The following is a 17,732-nucleotide window of genomic DNA, read 5'->3' as shown; positions in this document are numbered from 1 at the left end:
GTTAGCGTCCTTATACCTAGGGGTTAATTGATCCATGACAGGACTTACTAACAAACGCCTATTGCTAGGCATCAGCGGCGGCATTGCTGCTTACAAGAGTGCATTTTTAGCCCGTTTATTAGTTAAAGCGGGCGCTGATGTTCGCGTGGTAATGACGCAAGGCGCACAAGCTTTTATCCAACCGCTGACGTTTCAGGCACTAACAGGTAATGCCGTACACACTAGCTTGTTAGACCCTGAAGCAGAAGCCGGTATGGGGCATATAGAATTAGCTCGCTGGGCAGAATTAATTATTATTGCACCCACCACTGCCGACTTAATGGCACGTTTAGCCAATGGGCAGGCAGGTGACCTATTAACCACTTTATGCCTAGCCAGCAAAGCGCCTGTTCACCTAGCGCCAGCCATGAACCAAGCCATGTGGCAGCACCCAGCCACCCAGCGCAACGCCAAATCATTAGCAGCGCTAGGTTACACCCTTATTCCGCCAGCAGAAGGCGAGCAAGCTTGTGGCGATGTTGGAGCTGGGCGTTTACCTGAACCCGAAGAACTACTGGCTTGGATAGAAAACTGCTTTCAAGCACATCAGCCTAAACCAGTCCAAAAATTAGGCGAAGGTTTACGCATAACAATCACTGCAGGCCCCACCCAAGAACCGTTAGACCCCGTGCGTTATTTATCTAACCATAGTTCTGGAAAAATGGGCTATGCCCTAGCGGCGGCAGCCGCAGAACTCGGCGCAGAAGTACAACTTATTTCTGGCCCTGTAAACCTAACCATTCCTGCTGGGGTTAATTGCACTCAAGTCATTACCGCAGAACAAATGCTAAAAGCCTGTGAAAAACTACGCAGCAGTACCGATATTTTTATTGCCTGCGCTGCGGTGGCTGATTACCGTGCCGAAACCGTTGCCGATCAAAAAATAAAGAAGCAAGCTAACCAAGATGAACTGATTTTAAAGCTAGTAAAGAATCCTGATATTTTAGCAACAATGGCAAAGGCGGCTGAAGACCCACAAAATCCACGCCCTTTTTGTGTCGGTTTTGCTGCTGAAACGCAACAAGTTGAAGCCTATGCTCAAGATAAATTAATGCGTAAAAACTTAGATGCCATTGTTGCTAACGATGTCAGCGACAGCAGCATCGGTTTTGGCAGCGATGAAAACCGTGTCATTTTATTGACACGCCAAGACCAAAAAACAAACCGCAAACCGCTACCGCAAAGCAGCAAACAAGTGTTAGGCAAACAGCTTCTATTAAAAATTCTAGCCTTTTATAAGGAACAACAAACGCCATGACAACAAATGAAATAAAACACCCAAAGATTGCAGTAAAAATCCTTGATGCAAGAATCGGGGTTAGCCTTCCTTTACCCACTTACGCAACCAAAGGTTCTGCCGGTATGGATTTGCGTGCGTTGCTAGACGAAGCCTTAGTGATTGAACCCGCCAGCACTCATTTAGTACGAACGGGCTTAGCGATTCATTTAGCCGATCCTAGCCTTGCTGGTATTATTCTGCCACGCTCTGGGTTAGGTCATAAACACGGTATTGTGTTAGGTAACTTGGTAGGCTTAATTGATTCTGACTACCAAGGCGAATTAATGATTTCTGTTTGGAATCGTGGGCAAACGGCTTTCACTTTAGAACCTGGCGAACGCCTAGCCCAATACGTTATTGTGCCTGTGATACAAGCAGAGCTTGAAGTTATCAGCGATTTTACTGCTACAGAACGTGGCGCTGGTGGCTTTGGTAGTTCTGGCCGCAACTAAACCTTATTTACGCTTAGAGGATTTATTATGAGCCACGCATCTATAAATAACGTACCTGCTTCTATTTTTCGTGCCTATGACATTCGTGGCATTGTTGGAAAAACTCTAACCCCTGAAACCGTGCAACTGATAGGTAAAGCACTGGGTTCTGAAGCTGCAGCACGGGGTGAAACCACGATTGTTGTAGCGCGTGACGGGCGTATTTCGGGCCTAGACATGGTGAATGCCCTTAAAAAAGGCATTCTTGAAACCGGCCGTGATGTGATTGATATTGGAATAGTGCCAACACCGACGCTTTATTATGCAGCGCTAAAATTAGAGGGAACTCACTCTGGCATTATGGTGACTGGCAGCCACAACCCACCCGATTACAACGGTTTTAAATGTGTATTGGCTGGCGAAACCCTGCACGGCGCAGCCATTACTGACCTTTATCGGCGCATTGTTGAAGCCGACTTTAAACACGGTCAAGGCTTTGAAAAAGCCGCTGATATAAAAGACGATTATATCAATACCATTCTTGCTTCCGTCAAACTAAAGCGCCCACTTAAAGTTGTCACCGACACGGGCAATGGCGTGGCTGGCGAACTGGCACCCCGCTTATTAAAAGCGCTGGGGTGTGAGGTTATTGCGCTGTTTGCCGAAATTGATGGCACTTTCCCTAACCACCATCCAGACCCTAGTAAAGCCGAGAATTTAAAAGATTTGATTGCTAATGTTAAATCTAATCAAGCCGATATAGGGCTAGGTTTTGATGGTGATGGCGACCGAGTAGGCGTTATTACACCATCGGGTCGACTGATTTTTCCTGACCATTTAATGATGGCCTTTGCTGAAGATGTGTTAAGCCGTAACCCTGCTGCCAAAATTATTTACGATGTAAAATGCAGCAGCAATTTAGGTAAAGTTATTAGCGCTGCTGGCGGCGAACCTGAAATGTGGCAAACGGGTCACTCGTTAATTAAAGCACGCATGAAAGCAACTGGTGCTTTATTAGGCGGCGAAATGAGTGGGCATATTTTCTTTAAAGAACGCTGGTTAGGTTTTGATGACGGCTTATACGCTGCAGCAAGATTACTCGAAATTTTAGCCGCCCAAGACTTAGATGCGGATGCTTTTTTTGACCAATACCCACAAGATTTAAGCACCCCTGAAATTAATATTGATGTCACCGATGACAATAAATTTGATCTTGTGCAAAAACTTGCTCAAGAGGGTGCATTTGGTGATGGACAAAAAACCACGTTAGATGGTATTCGTGTTGATTATGAAGATGGTTGGGGATTGTGCCGCGCGTCCAATACTACGCCCGTATTAGTCTTACGCTTTGAAGGTAAAACACCTGAAGCCTTGGCAAGAATCAGTAATATTTTTCGTGACGCTTTAGCTAAAATTGATGCCAGTATTAAACTGAATTTTTAATGAACCAACCTTATAATCGAGAAACCGACCATGACTACAACGCCGTCCACTACCAATCCACAAACGGTTGTTACCGTACTGTCTGAAGCCTTGCCTTACATTCAAAAGTTTTCTGGTAAAACGCTGGTGATTAAATACGGCGGCAACGCCATGACACAAGAAGACTTAATTGATTCTTTTTGCCGTGACGTAGTGCTGCTAAAAGAAGTGGGCATTAACCCTGTTGTTATTCACGGTGGCGGCCCACAAATTGGTGATTTATTAGAGCGCTTAAACATTGAATCACGTTTTGTGAATGGAATGCGTGTTACCGACAGTGCAACAATGGATGTGGTGCAAATGGTACTGGGCGGCCTGGTTAACAAAGAAATCGTTACTCAAATCAACCTTGCCGGTGGTAAAGCCATTGGTTTAACGGGTAAAGATGGTCAATTAATTCGCGCCAAAAAACTTAAAGTTAAACACCAAACACCTGAAATGCTTGCACCTGAAATTATTGACATTGGTCATGTTGGCGAAGTTGAATCGGTGGATATTTCGTTAATTGAAATGCTGACTAACCGTGATTTTATTCCCGTGATTGCACCGATTGGTGTGGATGCTAAAGGCGCTTCTTACAACATTAATGCCGACCTAGTGGCAGGTAAAGTGGCCGAAGCTTTACAAGCAGAAAAGTTAATTTTGTTAACCAACGTAGCTGGCTTACAAGACAAACAAGGCAAGGTATTAACGGGCTTATCAACGGCTGAAGTGGATGAGTTGATTGCTGACGGTACTATTTATGGTGGTATGCTACCTAAAATTAACTGTGCTTTAGATGCCGTTAAAGGTGGTGTGAAAACAGCACACATTATTGATGGTCGGGTTGCTCATGCCACGCTATTAGAGATTTTTACTAATACGGGTGTGGGTACATTAATCACTAATCAAAGTGATAGCTAAACGGCCAAGTTTGATCAAGTCTTAACAGGTAATCCAAGTGCTAGAAAAGCAACCCACTGAGCAAAAAAAAACGATACAACGTAAGGATGAGATTTTACAAGTATTAGCAAAAATTTTGGAAGAGCAATGTCAAGGACGCATTACTGCAGCCATGCTAGCGAAGGAAGTTGGCGTAAGTGAGGCGGATCTTTACATACATTTTCATAATAAAGCAGCGATGTACCAAGGCTTAATTCATTTTATTGAAGAAAGCCTATTTACTCGCATCAACATTATTATGAAAGAACACAGCACTACCTTAGTACGCTGTGAACATTTATTAATGCTGATATTGGCCTTTGCAGAACAAAACGCTGGCCTGTGTCGTATCCTTACGGGTGAAGCGTTAGTGGGTGAAGACGCTGAATTGCATTATCGGATTAACCGTTTATTTGACCGTCTTGAAGCACAAATCAAACAGGTTTTAAGGGAAGCTGAAATACGTGAAGGCCTTGAAATAGCGTTGCCTATTACTGCTACTGCAAGCTTGTTATTAGCCATTATTGAAGGCCGCATCGTACAATTTGTACGCAGCGGCTTTCAACGCAAGCCCACCCATGAATGGCGCATACAGTGGGAACACCTAGCCAGCAGCTTGGTGATCTAAATTTAACGTTGCTTAAAGCTGTTATTTAAAACCTAGATTTCCTCTTCATCGGCTGGCGCTGCTGCAACAGGGCGCGGGCCATGTTTACTGGCTCTGGCGATAACTTCCACATAAAATTCAGGCAATTGTTGCGCGACAGCAGCATCAATGTGTTCGTTGATTTCAGAAATATAAATAGTGATAGCTGCCGCTTCTGATGCACCAAAACGGCTATCAAAAGTCCAATAATCCATACCTTCAGGTAGCGTTTTTTTACGTTCTCTTTTAAGGTATTTTTTAATTTCATACTTAATTGAATCCACTAAACGAGCAGGCTGCAACTTAGGGTGAGTTAAAACAAAAATCTTTTTCATGGTGTTCCTACGAGTGTACGTTCAAATGTAAAAGCTGAGTTATGGCTAAAAGTGCATTCTACATGGATGTGAAAAAGTTAACTGCCAATTTTTAATGTTGGTAAATTTAATGGCAGTAAATATCAAACCATCTGTTTTGAGAGTAAACCATGCATTTATTGTTAGTCGAGGATGACCTACCGCTGGGCAATGTTTTGCTGCGATTGCTCAAACCTCATTACCGTGTTGATTGGGTGCGCTCTTTAACGCAAGCCAAAGCACATTTGCAAGCGACGGAGTATTCATTATTACTGCTGGATTTAGGCTTACCCGATGGTGATGGTATTGATTATTTGACTCGGCTGCGAAAAGACAAAAACACGCTACCCGTATTGATTGTCTCGGCACGGGATGCCTTAGATGAAAGAGTAAAAGGTTTAGACACTGGCGCTGACGATTATCTGGTAAAACCTTTTGAGCCAGAAGAACTCTTAGCCCGCATCCGCGTTTTGCTGCGCCGTGCTGCCGGTCAAGCAAGCCCCATACTTACCTGTGGTGAATTGTCGTTTGATCCATCCCAAGAAACCTTTCACCTTAACAACCAAGTTTTGTCTTTGCCTCGTAAAGAATACGAGTTACTCAGCGTGCTAATACATACCGCTGGCAAGCCTGTTTCCCGTGATCGTTTAATTCAACAACTTTACAGCCTTGGCAATGAAGCAGAATCCAATACCCTTGATGTTTATATCCATGCACTACGTCGCTTATTAGGAAAAGAACGAATAGAAACCCTGCGCGGCAAAGGATTTAGGTTGGTTAATCTATGAAGCCAAACTTTAAACGGCATTTTAAACTCAGTCAATTGGCTAGCATTTTGGGTCTTAGCATTGTATTAACAGGCTTTGCTGGCATTTTAGTGACTTGGTTGGCGGTTGATGATGAGTTAAGCGAATTGCTTTATGAAGACATTCAACAGCAAACACAACTGCTCGCTCGCTTAATTAATCAAGGTCATATAGCACCGGATGAATTAAAAGCTTTTCTTGGCGAGTCGTTTATTGATGATGCTGAAGATACCTTTTTAATCTCGGTAGAACACCTAAAAGAAGACTGGTATACCAGTAATTTTGGCTTTCCAAAAAGCTTTGGTAGCACACAAACAGGGTTAACTCAGGTCTTTCACCAAGATCATATCTGGAAAGGTTATCAACTGCGAGAAGGTGATCTTTTGGTTAAGCTATTACGCCGTGATGATCTAGCAGAAGACTTTAAATCAGATGTCACTGAAGATGTCATTATGCCCATTTTGATTGGCAATACTTTGAGTATTTTAATACTGCTGATATTGCTGATGGTTATTGTCCGTCCATTAAGCCGACTAGCAGGGCTACTGCATCAACGCGATGCAAAAGACCTAAGCGCCCTTCCCCAAACTAGCCCTGTGGCAGAATTACAGGACATAACCAACAGCCTAAACCATTTAATCAAAGGCATTGAACAAACTTTAAACCGAGAAAAACGCTTTGCTAGCGATGTCGCGCATGAACTGCGAACACCACTGACCACACTGAAACTGGAGCTTTCTTTGCCGGATTTAGATACACAGGCTATGCGACAGGAAGTGGATCGTTTAATTCGTGTTGTTGAACAACTTTTAACGCTGGCAAGGCTTGAAGCTTCAAACTGGCAGCAACACTGTGAAACTTTTAATCTAAAAGATCCGCTACAAAGTTTAAGTCACCGCCTTACATCAAAGTTTATCGCAGCAGGCATCACTTTTAACAGCAGCCTCGACGATACCTTGCTACAAGGCGACTCAACGCTGTTAACACTTTTGGTTGAAAACCTTTTACTAAATGCTTTGCGCCATGCAACAGGCGCAAGCCAAGTCACGTTAACCTTGGTATCAAAAGGTAAAAATTGGCAGCTAACTGTAGAAGATAACGGCTTAGGCATTCCACAAGATCAACAGCAACGGATGATGCAGCCGTTTACTCGTCAAGATCAACGCAGCAAAGGGCTTGGATTGGGTTTGTCGATTGTTACGCAAATTGCAGCATTGCATAGGTTGAAAATAGAGATGCACAACACAACGCCTGGGTTAAGTATAAAACTACAACCCATTACTCAGCTCACTTAATGCCCACTTAACCTCTACTTAATGCAAACTTAATCATTTGGCTTTCATACTGGGTGCATCAACTCATTCAGGTGCTAACTTATGAAATCAACCTATCTAAAACCCCTTGTAATGGCCGCATTATTACTGCCATCTTTTTCTATATTAGCAGAGGGTGGTCAACCTATGGGGCCACAGCAAGGTTATACCAGCATGACCTTAACCGAAGCGACATCAGCAGCCGATGACAGCCTTGTCAGTGTGCGTGGCTACATCGTTAAGCGCCTGTCTGATGATGAATACCTTTTACAAAAAAATACCGATTCTTTGATTGTTGAAATTGACGATCATCTTTGGCAAGGCATTCAAATTACCGATCAGCATGAGGTGCAATTACAAGGAGAAATAGATCAAGATTGGGACAGAACGGAACTTGAAGTGCGTTGGCTTAAAGTTTTAACGCAATAAATACTTTGACTCAATAAACTTAACTTTTAATGGAATTAAAAATGCGTAAATACCTTGCATTTACTTTACTTATTGCCTCACCTGCTGCTTTTTCTCAGACTTACCTACAGCTTGGTATGGGAATGATTGAATTAGATCACGAGACTGAAACTGTTTTCTCCGACAACACGCGATTAAAACCTGACAGCGGTGAAAGTGCTCTTCAAATCACTTTAGGTCAGCGTTATGAGGCATTCGGTTTTGAAGTCAGTTACAGTCAATACAAAGGCGATGCATCAAAAGAGTGGGAAACCTATACCCATATTCCAGCCTTACCCCTAGGCATTACTGGCGGCCTACCTAATGAATACGAGGAAGAGTGGAACAGCAGCCTAAAAGCGCAGCAGTTTTCAGTTAAAGGTATGTATTTTTATGACTTAAATGCACGCTTAACGCTTAAAGGTGGCTTAGGTTTAACCTACACCGATTACGAGCTTAACAGCTCACACACGCAATCGTGGGAAGAAGATAAAGTTGGACCTGATTGGGAATATGATTACCTTGTTAGTCACAATAAAACCACTGAAACCGCTTGGGGTGGCATCATTAGTTTAGGCGCTAATTACACGCTTATACCCCAAATTGCGCCCAATTTAATGCTGGGTGTTGAAGCAGCAATAGCCGTTGATGACTACAATACCGCTTCAACATTATTAGGCAATATTGGTTGGGTTTTTTAAAGCTTTTTGATCTCAATCAAAAACCCCTGAAAATTGGCGATCCAACGTTCAGGGGTCAGCTTATAAAAGTTTAAATATTATTTTATAGCTAAACTTTTTTGTTAGAAAACTCTGGGTAAGCTTCCATACCACATTCACTAATATCAGCACCTTGGTATTCATCTTCTGCGCTAATACGTAAACCAAAGAGTCTTTTTAACAACCACCACACAACGAATGAAATAGAGAAGGCCCAAACAAAAAGCGTTGCGGCACCCGCCAACTGACCTAAAAAGCTAGTACCTTCAGCACTAAGCGGTACAACCAAGATACCTAACAAGCCTGCTACACCGTGTACAGAAATGGCACCAACGGGGTCATCTAACTGCATTTTATCCATTAATAAAATAGAGAAGACAACCAGAACACCCGCTGCTAAACCAATAAGCACAGCTAATACTGGCGTGGGTGTATCGGGGCTGGCTGTGATAGCAACCAAGCCTGCTAAAGCACCGTTTAAAATCATGGTTAAATCAGCTTTACGAAACTTTAAGTAGCTAATGATAAGTGCGCCAATTAAGCCACCTGAAGCCGCTGCATTGGTATTTAAGAATACAACAGCCACTGCATGGGCACTGGTAATGTCGCTTAATTTTAGTACCGACGCACCATTAAAACCAAACCAACCTAACCAAAGAATAAAAGTACCCAGCGTAGCAAGTGGTAAATTGGCACCTGGAATAGCACGTGCTTCACCACGTTCATTATATTTACCTAAGCGAGGACCAAGTAAAATAACCCCAGCCAGCGCAGCACAAGCACCTACAAAATGCACAACACCAGAGCCGGCAAAATCTTTAAATCCTAAGTCATCACCAAGAGAAAACAAACCAAACACATCTTGACCACCCCAAGCCCAACTGCCACTAATAGGATAAATAAAGCTAGTCATTGCTAAAGTGAAGAATAAGAATATCCAAAGCTTCATGCGTTCAGCAATGGCACCTGACACAATCGACATACAAGTCGCAACAAATACAGCTTGAAAGAAAAAGTCAGCAGCAGGCGAGTAAATAGCCGCACCATTGAAGCCATCTTCACGCGTAGCAAATGAGGCAAGTACATCATCAACATTTAGCTCAGTAATACCAAAAAGAAAAAAACCACCGCCGTACATTAATTGATAACCTACGGCTAGATAAAGCGTGCAAGCCAGTCCATAAAGCACAATGTTTTTAGTCAGAATTTCTGTGGTATTTTTAGCACGTACCAAGCCTGATTCTAGCATGGCAAAACCTGCCGCCATCCACATTACAAAGGCTCCGCCGATCAGAAAATAAAAAGTATCTAGCGCATACTGTAAAGCAAAGAGATTGTTTTCCATTTTGGCCTCCTTAGACCGTGTGACTTACTTAAATAGCATCGGCACCCATTTCACCGGTGCGAATACGGATAACTTGATCTAAGTTAGTTACAAAAATTTTTCCGTCACCAATAACACCCGTGTAAGCAGCTTGCATTATCGCACTGATAATTGATTCAACTTTATCATCACCAACAGCCACTTCCACTTTAAGTTTTGGTAAAAAATCGACAACGTATTCAGCCCCTCGATAAAGTTCAGTATGACCTTTTTGTCGGCCAAAACCCTTAACTTCTGTGACTGTTATGCCCTGCACACCAACCTCGGAAATAGCCTCGCGTACATCGTCAAGTTTGAAATGCTTAATAACAGCAGAAATTAGCTTCATAGGTTGCTCCTTGTAGTAAAAATAACGGGTCTATCTACAATACAAATGGATATTTGCATTAGCTGTGCCAATAATTAAATAGCTATATATTTCAGTTAGTTAGTTAGTTATCAATGCATACATTGACGTAGCAATGCACCATTAAAGTGCAAACGCACAGCTGATGCACAAAGATTGCGTACCAATACGTAATCAGCCATTGCTATGTAAGGCTTTACACTAGGTTTTTAGACTAGGTTTAAGGTTGGCACACTTTTAGCTAAGTAGCTTTCTAACTAGCACTTTTTCTAATTCAACCGAATGGAGTCTTAAATATGAACACTTTTTCTATCCCTTTAACCTTTACCAAAATGCAGGGTTTGGGTAATGACTTTATGGTGCTAGATGCCACTCAAGCACCGATAAAACTAAAGCCTGAACAGATTAAACAACTAGCCGACCGTCACTTTGGCGTAGGCTTTGACCAACTTTTGCTAGTAGAAGCAGCAACACAAGCAACCGTTGATTTTAACTATCGCATCTTTAATGCTGATGGCAGCGAAGTTGAGCAGTGTGGTAATGGTGCGCGCTGTTTTGCGCTTTATGTACGCGACAAAGGTTTAACCAAGAAAAATCCTATTCGGGTTGCGACGCGTACCGGCATTATTGAGCTCAACATAACAAGTACGGGATTAGTTAAAGTAAATATGGGTATTCCAAAAACTCAACCCGTTGATATTCCTTTTATTGCGGATAAAGAAGCGAATTTTTATGCATTAGAAACAGGCAGTGAATCCATCAAACTTGCCGTGGTGAATATGGGTAATCCTCATGCTGTATTATCGGTTGCCAATGTTGAGAATGCACCAGTGCAGCGTTTAGGGGCATATTTAGAGTCGCACCCTCGCTTTCCTGCCAAAGTGAATGTCGGTTTTATGGAAGTGGTAGCGCGAGACACCATTAAACTTAGAGTATACGAACGCGGTACAGGTGAAACACTTGCCTGTGGTACGGGTGCTTGCGCGGCAGTAGTGGCAGGTCAACGGGCTGGCTGGTTAGATTCTAAAGTGACGGTACAGCTTAAAGGCGGCGAATTACAAATAGAATGGGCTGGTGACAAAATGCCCGTCTGGATGGAAGGCCCTGCGATTACCTTGTATGAAGGTGTATGGACTTTTACTCAATAGCGATCCTAATATAGCGGTCTAAAATAAAATGGCGGTAGAAAGTATCGACAATTAAATTATAAATCTTTTTGGTCGATAACCACGGCGTTATGGGCATGCAGGCTTTCTTGGTGCTCAACCTTGAACCAGTAATTCACTGCAAATGGCATAGACTCCAAAGCACTCTTGATGCGCCTTGCCACATCCTCACAGAACATCAAGTTTTGTGCATTGAGTCGGGCAAATTCCTGTTCATCAACTCGCTTTACCGCCGTTTGCACCGGCGTACCGATCACACTTTCTAATTGAGAAATAAGCTTAGGAATGTCTGGCCAATTGTGATCGCTTAGGCTAATTCGAATGTAAGCATAGGAACGCTGGCTATGAGGAGTAGCAATTGAACCTGCCTCAGATTGTACCCAAGCTAACAACGCCGCTTTATCGATTTTTGCATCACCAAATTGCGCGTCAATGGCATCACTGTATAGCTGGCGTGACAGCGATGCAGAGCAAGGGCAGGTGCTGGAATAAGGTATAACGATTTCCAGTTCTGTACTAAAAATACCTTTTCGCTTCTCAGTTTTGAGTTTAATCGGATAAGACTGGTAGCCTGATTCACCGCTAAGCAAAGCATTCTTATTTAACAGAAGTTCAAAATCTAAATTCACCCTCGCACTTTCGCTAATGTTCGCCTGAGAGTCCACCATGCTATCCAGCAATTGCTCTAGGGTTGCCCTATCCAGAGTTTTACCCGCCAACTGGCTATTCAGCAACAAATATAAACGCGACATATGAATGCCTTTAGCCGTGCTGCTATCCAAGCTTACAAATAAATCCGCCTTAGCCGCTATTTGCAAATATTCGCCTGCTAGGATGGCCATAGAAAACGGCACAGCGATGCCCTCCATGCCAACCCACTGCAATAACAATGGATTATCAGAATGATGGTATGAGGTAACATCCGGTAGGCGTTCAAAGTTGTACATAACTTTCCTTTCGATAATCAAGGACAAAAAAGTGGGAGGAGAGAGGGATTCTTTACAAACCAACTAGTGGCAACAGAATTATGTTATAACATAACAATCAGAATTGACAAATAATCCTGTGCCACAGCAAAAAATATATCTGGTTGGATGACGGCCTAGATCTGAGGGGAAGCCTTCACAGAACCATCACCCCTTCTTCCTGCAACATATCAATCAACCGAATCAAGGGTAATCCCTGTAGCGCTGTGACATCGTCACCTTGCATAGAACTAAACAAGGCAATACCTAGCTGTTCCCATTTGAAGCTACCCGCGCAATCCAGAGGCTTATCAAGCGCTACATAGCGCCTTAATGCCTCATCTGACAAGCACCGCATATTCACAGCAAAGGGCACCATATCCAGCTGGTACTTCTCGGTATGACTGTTATAAAGACAAAGACCTGTCATCAGTTGCAACGTTTTTCCATTCGCCTGCTGCAATTGTTTAACCGCATTTTCAACCGTATGCGGTTTGCCAATAATAGCGCCATCAAGCACCGCAGCCTGATCGCTGCCAATGATTAGCGCATTGGGGTAAAGAGACGCAATTTTGCGAGCTTTCTCAAACGCTAGGCGTTTTACGAGATGCTCAGCAGTTTCATTAGGCTTGGGGGTTTCATCAATCTCAGGCGATGCACATTGAAAGGCAAGGTGCAGACGCTCCAGCAGCGCCTTGCGGTAACTGGAGCTAGAAGCGAGTAGGATTTGCATAGATCGTTAATATTCTTAATTAGCGGAAAGATGTATGTCTAGCGTAAGTGTTCATTCTACGACGTTCTGCCAATTCAACCAATCTTATTAATTTACAGCCAAGTTTTATCGTTAAATCTGAGTCATTAAACACACGTTCCAATACTGCTTACTTCATTTACTACCTAGCGATTCTAAACCGACCATTCTTATTCCGGTGGCAATTAGGGCTATACCAGCAACCTTATTAATAACACTTACCACCCAAGTTTTTAGCTGCCTTCTTGCTAGTTGACCACCCGCATAACCAAACATACTGTAAACCAACAAGTCAGCCAGAATGCAGGTAAATCCCATAAGCAGTAGCTGGAATGCAAGGGGTTGGTTCGGGTCAATAAACTGGGGTAAAAGTGCAGCAAAGTACATCAGTGCTTTAGGGTTAGCTAGGTGAACAATCAAACCTTGAGAAAAAGCCTTAGTTGCTGTTGTTTTAGTGCGTTGCGCTTTAACTTTAATAACCGCTGTTTTAGAAAAAATTGCCGAAATTCCCAAGTAAAAAAGGTAAAGCACACCAAGCCACTTAATAACTGAAAATATAAGGTTTGATGCCACAATTAATGATGCAATACCTGTAGCAGATAAGGCAAAAAATAGCGCATCGGCACTAGCAACGCCTAGCACACTAAAAAATGCCATTTTAGCGTTACTTGAAGCGCCTTGAGTTGCAACCCTAATAGCTGAAGGCCCAGGCACCAAAACAAGCATAATGGTGGTAATAAAAAAGAAAATGTAGAGCTCTGTACTCATAAAAACCCTTAACTTGTAAAAGTTATTCTCCACCTCAGGGCGTGTTGTTATAAGCTGCTGCCGAGTGTCTTGTTATATTGTATCCGACTCAACTTTGAAGTGGATGAGCTAGTTTACCAAAAACTGCAGTGTACCTGAGGTTTGTTCAGTGTTTCTTTTACTCTGTATATTTCTAATTTTCAGCTTTTAATAAGCCTCTATTTATACGTAATTCTAATGTATTTTATGGGTTAATCAGCCCTTTTATTGGTTCAGCTTGCTCATCACCAAGTACTGTTTACAATACTGGCATTTTTCTGTTGCTAACTGGGCTGCCTTGCTTCTGGAGGCATAATGGTACGGGCACTATAAAGAGGATATCCGCAACGATGGGCATACAAAACCAGCTAGAGCATCTACCCAAAGACACCCTAATAGCTTTGATTGATTACTTGTCAGAATACTATGACGGTGTTGACGAAATCATTGCTACCTACCTAGCCCTTAGTGGCGAGCAGGGTTTTACTGGAGAAGCGGAAAATCATTCACAGCTAGCAAAACAGCTTGAAAGCCTGACGAAATCAGATAAATTTTTTCACTACCATGAAGCCCATATTTTAAATGCACAAGGTGTACATCTTTTGCAAGGCATAGCTACTTTGGCTGAAAATAATGCAGAGCAGGCGCTGGCACTGCTAGATAGATTGCTGGAACGCCATGATCGGTTGTTTGAGCGAGTGGATGATTCTAACGGTTATATTGGCGATCTGATGCATGAAGCTGTGCAGTTATGGTTACAGGTTGCTAGCCGTGTGCGTGAGAAAAAACCAGAGGCGCGGAACTGGGTTGACGTGGTTCTTGGCTACTACACCCATAATGATTACAGCTGCTTTGATAGCATCATCAGTGACAGCAGTTGCTTGTTAAGAAAAACTGAGTTGCGTGGTTTGGCTGAACGCTTCGAGCGTGACGCCCAGGCTACTTTGCGCACAGATATAACAGATCGATATAATTCATCATTATCGCATGCTTGCTTAGGTTTGAGTCAGGTGGCAAAGGCACTAGAGGATATTTCCTTGTATGAGCGCTCTGTATTAATTAGCAGTCCACAACCCAATAGTTTTCAGCTGGAGGATATTATTCATTATGCCTTAGAGCTAGAAAGATTTGATCGGGCAGAATACTGGCTGCAACAACCAGAGTGGCATACAAATCAAGGACTCCAAACCAGCCTAAAAAATTTACTGCTAGAGAAGCAGGGTAATATTGAACAGCTAAAAGAAAACCTGCTAAGCGAATGGCAAGACAAACCACGACATTTTACCTTAAGTGCTTACTGGTCTCATGCAGATAAAAATGAACAAAAAGACATTACGGCTGAGTTGTTAGCTAGAGCCAATGAACTTGATGACCCAGAGGAAGTGTTGGTTATGTTGTTATTTACCGAACAGCTAGATACTGCCGCTGAGTATTTAATAACCCAGCATGAAAGATTGACAAAAAGTTATTATGCAACGGTTCTATCTTGGTTGGATGTGTTTGAAGAAGCGGGGCAAACACTGGCAGTGATTGTTTGTTATCGTCTGTTGTTATTAGATGTGCTAGGGCGCGGCTACAGCAAAGCCTATCGTTATGCAGCACGTTATTTTAACACCTTACTAACGCTAGATAAGAAGAAAAACCCCGACTATCGAGAGCTAGAAAGTGCAGGAGAGTTTATTGCAACGCTGCAAGCCAAGCATGGGCTGAAACGATCCTTTTGGCGTGAGGCAGGGTATCCAGCTAAAGGTAGCAAAGCATAAATGCTGCAAATAATACGGTAGCCTCTAATCAGCAGTTGTGGGCTGGCCACCTTGCAACCTGTCCATTTTATTGTACAACTTACTGCTTCAAGCCTATACTTGTCCTGTTAATTGTATAGGTAGAGATCGTATGAAAATTGTTTCTTTTACAGAGGCTAGAAACAGCCTAAAAGCGGTATTAGATGCCGTAGTCAATGATGCAAGCACAACCATAATCACTCGGCGTGATGCTGAAAATGCAGTGGTTATGTCCTTAGATTATTACAACAGCCTAATGGAGACAGTGCATTTATTACGTTCGCCAGCCAATGCAGAACATTTGAATCGTTCTATTGAGCAGTTCAAAGCGGGTAAAGTTAGCCAAAGAGACCTAGTTGATGACTAGTCGGTTACTAGCATGGACTAATGAATCATGGGATGACTATTTATATTGGCAAACACAAGACAAAAAAACGCTTAAACGAATTAACAAACTTATCAATGAGGTTAAGCGTTCACCCTTTGATGGCATAGGTAAGCCTGAGCCTTTAAAAGAAAGTTTGGCTGGTTTCTGGTCTCGCCGCATTGATGATACCAACAGGCTTGTTTATGCCGTTAATGATAAGGCGATTACGATTATTTCGTGTCGTTATCATTACTAAATATTTTAAGTGGTTGTTTTATAAACTTTACTTCAGCTTCTGTCAGCTTTTACTTACTAAGGTGCGCTAGTATTGAAAAAAGTTATTATTCACCTCAAAGCACCTTGTTATAGACTAGTGAATACTTCTTCCAATAGGTCGTTTGTTTCAATCAGGTCAAATATTTCTGGATCAAAATAATCACCAGCCCATTCTTTTAAGTCTTCATGTTCGGGATGATTTTCATCAACCCACTTCTCGAGAAACTCAGCATAGCCCCAGACTCCACCAACATCTTCTGGTGGGCAACCTCGCTTACCCTTGATACAAAGTGGTAGAAACTGGTTTTTATCGTAAGGAAGGACTTTTTCTAATGTTATTTTGTGTTTCCAGCCATCACCAAAATCATATTCATAGACAAGAGTGTCACCTTCACTTTTCAGCAGGTCTTTTACTTTAAAATTGTTTTCATCTTGTAAATCATCATCCCAATCCATACCAAACTCTGGATTTACCCTCCCATATCTTGATGATCCAGATATAAACTGATGCAAATGAGCGTTTGTCCAACCCATTACAATTTGAATAGTGTGGTGAAATTCTTCAAGTGTAGAAGTATTGGTTACCAAAAATCGTCTCCAAACTGGAGGACGAATCCCTTTTAACTGGACTTTTAATTGATAGACTTCTCTTAAATTAATAACCATATTTATTTACTCTACTCCCTTTTTTACTCTTTAAACCAAGTGTTAACTTATTTAACAATACACTAAGCTGTTGCTGTTCATTTTCGGATAACACTGATAATGCTTTTTTTTCATTTTCTATATGTAAAGGCAGTACTTTATTAACCAACTCTAAACCTACTAACGTGAGGTGAACCTGCACGCTGCGTCTATCTAGCGGCGAAGGCTGACGTAATATCAACCCTGCTTTCTCAAGCCGATTTAAACGACTCGTCATTGCACCAGAAGTTAGCAATAAACTCTGATGCAACTCAGTCGGTGTAAGTTGGTAAGGCTTACCCGCTCGCCTCAAGGTAGCGATAACATCAAACTCTCCTTTTTGAAGATTATACTCAGCCGCCATTGGACTAAGCCAATAACGATCTAGCAAATGAGCCGTTTCTAGTAAATACCCCACTAAAGCCATAGCACGAATCTCTGACGGCGCTAATTCTTCGTGCCATTGCAACTCCATCTTGGCAATACGATCACTCATCCTGACCACCTCTTAACTTGTATCCATTAATAAATTGTAAAGCAGAAAGCTTGACTGAACATAAATCAAATAGCAATATGCCTTTACATCAAGATACTTCACATAAAGGTAAATGCATGCACCATCAACGCACTTCTCTAATACTAATTTTTATCATCATCGGAGTCGCACTTAATTTGCGCCCTGCACTAGCTTCCATCAGCCCTTTGCTTGACCTGATTGAAGCCGCTACAGGCATGACGCATACCACATCAAGCCTATTAACTACGCTACCTGTCTTTGCTATGGGTGTTT

General features: G+C 42.4%; 21 protein-coding genes. 13 read left to right on the top strand and 8 right to left on the bottom strand.

What is annotated here, in order from left to right; translation table 11 throughout:
• Positions 1-34 precede the first annotated feature (34 nt).
• From coaBC to slmA, 5 genes are read left to right on the top strand one after another with little or no spacing between them, the layout of a single operon-like run.
• On the top strand, positions 35-1,297 hold the full coding sequence (coaBC, locus tag VJY63_RS02135; RefSeq protein WP_324048087.1) for a bifunctional phosphopantothenoylcysteine decarboxylase/phosphopantothenate--cysteine ligase CoaBC: 1,263 nt from the start codon (positions 35-37) through the stop codon (positions 1,295-1,297).
• Positions 1,294-1,770 carry a dUTP diphosphatase gene (gene dut / locus VJY63_RS02130; RefSeq protein WP_324048086.1) on the top strand — a complete coding sequence of 159 codons (477 nt, stop codon included), beginning with the start codon at positions 1,294-1,296 and terminating at the stop codon, positions 1,768-1,770. The genes coaBC and dut overlap by 4 nt, the downstream gene beginning before the upstream one ends.
• Positions 1,771-1,797: 27 nt before the next feature.
• Positions 1,798-3,192: a phosphomannomutase/phosphoglucomutase gene (locus VJY63_RS02125; protein WP_324048085.1), complete on the top strand. Its 1,395-nt coding sequence runs from the start codon at positions 1,798-1,800 to the stop codon at positions 3,190-3,192.
• 30 nt (positions 3,193-3,222) lie between these two features.
• On the top strand, positions 3,223-4,134 hold the full coding sequence (gene argB, locus VJY63_RS02120; protein ID WP_324048084.1) for an acetylglutamate kinase: 912 nt from the start codon (positions 3,223-3,225) through the stop codon (positions 4,132-4,134).
• Positions 4,135-4,171: 37 nt separating this feature from the next.
• A complete protein-coding gene (slmA, locus tag VJY63_RS02115; protein WP_324048083.1) occupies positions 4,172-4,780 on the top strand; it encodes a nucleoid occlusion factor SlmA in 609 nt (202 codons plus the stop codon).
• Between the two features lie 32 nt (positions 4,781-4,812).
• Here slmA and VJY63_RS02110 read toward each other — a convergent pair whose 3' ends face one another.
• Positions 4,813-5,133: a DUF6172 family protein gene (locus VJY63_RS02110; RefSeq protein WP_324048082.1), complete on the bottom strand. Its 321-nt coding sequence runs from the start codon at positions 5,131-5,133 to the stop codon at positions 4,813-4,815.
• A gap of 149 nt (positions 5,134-5,282) precedes the next feature.
• On the opposite strand from VJY63_RS02110, the gene VJY63_RS02105 reads away from it, so the two are divergent.
• The 4 genes from VJY63_RS02105 to VJY63_RS02090 all read left to right on the top strand — a co-directional run bounded on the left by VJY63_RS02105 (position 5,283) and on the right by VJY63_RS02090 (position 8,418).
• A complete protein-coding gene (locus tag VJY63_RS02105; protein ID WP_324048081.1) occupies positions 5,283-5,939 on the top strand; it encodes a response regulator in 657 nt (218 codons plus the stop codon).
• Complete coding sequence (locus tag VJY63_RS02100) at positions 5,936-7,252, top strand: ATP-binding protein (protein WP_324048080.1); 1,317 nt, start codon at positions 5,936-5,938, stop codon at positions 7,250-7,252. Before VJY63_RS02105 ends, VJY63_RS02100 begins: the two co-directional genes overlap by 4 nt.
• An 81-nt stretch (positions 7,253-7,333) precedes the next feature.
• Positions 7,334-7,699, top strand: a complete 366-nt coding sequence (locus VJY63_RS02095) for a NirD/YgiW/YdeI family stress tolerance protein (protein WP_324048079.1) — start codon at positions 7,334-7,336, stop codon at positions 7,697-7,699.
• Positions 7,700-7,740: 41 nt separating this feature from the next.
• A complete protein-coding gene (locus VJY63_RS02090; RefSeq protein ID WP_324048078.1) occupies positions 7,741-8,418 on the top strand; it encodes an AcfA family outer membrane beta-barrel protein in 678 nt (225 codons plus the stop codon).
• Positions 8,419-8,506: 88 nt separating this feature from the next.
• Here the strand turns inward: VJY63_RS02090 and VJY63_RS02085 are convergent, their stop codons facing one another.
• Both VJY63_RS02085 and VJY63_RS02080 read right to left on the bottom strand, forming a co-directional pair.
• Positions 8,507-9,781, bottom strand: a complete 1,275-nt coding sequence (locus VJY63_RS02085; protein WP_324048077.1) for an ammonium transporter — start codon at positions 9,779-9,781, stop codon at positions 8,507-8,509.
• Between the two features lie 28 nt (positions 9,782-9,809).
• The gene (locus VJY63_RS02080; protein ID WP_324048076.1) at positions 9,810-10,148 is read right to left on the bottom strand and encodes a P-II family nitrogen regulator; all 339 of its coding nucleotides are present in this window, start codon (positions 10,146-10,148) and stop codon (positions 9,810-9,812) included.
• A gap of 314 nt (positions 10,149-10,462) precedes the next feature.
• Here VJY63_RS02080 and dapF point away from each other — a divergent pair, with 314 nt between their 5' ends.
• Positions 10,463-11,314 carry a diaminopimelate epimerase gene (gene dapF, locus VJY63_RS02075; protein ID WP_324048075.1) on the top strand — a complete coding sequence of 284 codons (852 nt, stop codon included), beginning with the start codon at positions 10,463-10,465 and terminating at the stop codon, positions 11,312-11,314.
• Between the two features lie 56 nt (positions 11,315-11,370).
• Here the strand turns inward: dapF and folE2 are convergent, their stop codons facing one another.
• From folE2 to VJY63_RS02060, 3 genes are all read right to left on the bottom strand, one after another.
• A complete protein-coding gene (folE2, locus tag VJY63_RS02070) occupies positions 11,371-12,279 on the bottom strand; it encodes a GTP cyclohydrolase FolE2 (protein ID WP_324048074.1) in 909 nt (302 codons plus the stop codon).
• 175 nt (positions 12,280-12,454) lie between these two features.
• Positions 12,455-13,030, bottom strand: a complete 576-nt coding sequence (locus VJY63_RS02065) for a nucleoside triphosphate pyrophosphatase (protein WP_324048073.1) — start codon at positions 13,028-13,030, stop codon at positions 12,455-12,457.
• Between the two features lie 153 nt (positions 13,031-13,183).
• Complete coding sequence (locus VJY63_RS02060; protein WP_324048072.1) at positions 13,184-13,816, bottom strand: LysE family translocator; 633 nt, start codon at positions 13,814-13,816, stop codon at positions 13,184-13,186.
• 368 nt (positions 13,817-14,184) lie between these two features.
• Between VJY63_RS02060 and VJY63_RS02055 the strand changes: the two genes are divergently transcribed.
• The 3 genes from VJY63_RS02055 (at position 14,185) to VJY63_RS02045 (ending at position 16,238) form a co-directional block, all read left to right on the top strand.
• Positions 14,185-15,597: a DUF6880 family protein gene (locus VJY63_RS02055; protein ID WP_324048071.1), complete on the top strand. Its 1,413-nt coding sequence runs from the start codon at positions 14,185-14,187 to the stop codon at positions 15,595-15,597.
• 130 nt (positions 15,598-15,727) lie between these two features.
• Positions 15,728-15,982 (top strand): type II toxin-antitoxin system prevent-host-death family antitoxin, encoded by a 255-nt coding sequence (locus VJY63_RS02050; RefSeq protein WP_324048070.1) that lies wholly within the window; start codon positions 15,728-15,730, stop codon positions 15,980-15,982.
• Positions 15,975-16,238, top strand: coding sequence for a Txe/YoeB family addiction module toxin (locus VJY63_RS02045; protein WP_324048069.1), 264 nt, complete (start codon positions 15,975-15,977; stop codon positions 16,236-16,238). The genes VJY63_RS02050 and VJY63_RS02045 overlap by 8 nt, the downstream gene beginning before the upstream one ends.
• A gap of 107 nt (positions 16,239-16,345) precedes the next feature.
• Here the strand turns inward: VJY63_RS02045 and VJY63_RS02040 are convergent, their stop codons facing one another.
• Complete coding sequence (locus VJY63_RS02040) at positions 16,346-16,924, bottom strand: plasmid pRiA4b ORF-3 family protein (protein ID WP_324048068.1); 579 nt, start codon at positions 16,922-16,924, stop codon at positions 16,346-16,348.
• Positions 16,914-17,438 (bottom strand): MarR family winged helix-turn-helix transcriptional regulator, encoded by a 525-nt coding sequence (locus VJY63_RS02035; RefSeq protein WP_324048067.1) that lies wholly within the window; start codon positions 17,436-17,438, stop codon positions 16,914-16,916. The genes VJY63_RS02040 and VJY63_RS02035 overlap by 11 nt, the downstream gene beginning before the upstream one ends.
• Between the last annotated feature and the right edge of the window lie 294 nt (positions 17,439-17,732).

This window comes from Marinospirillum sp. (assembly GCF_035271045.1).
GTDB lineage: Bacteria > Pseudomonadota > Gammaproteobacteria > Pseudomonadales > Halomonadaceae > Marinospirillum.
Note: the sequence above shows the minus strand (reverse complement) of the source record. Positions and strands in the feature narration are given on the sequence as shown.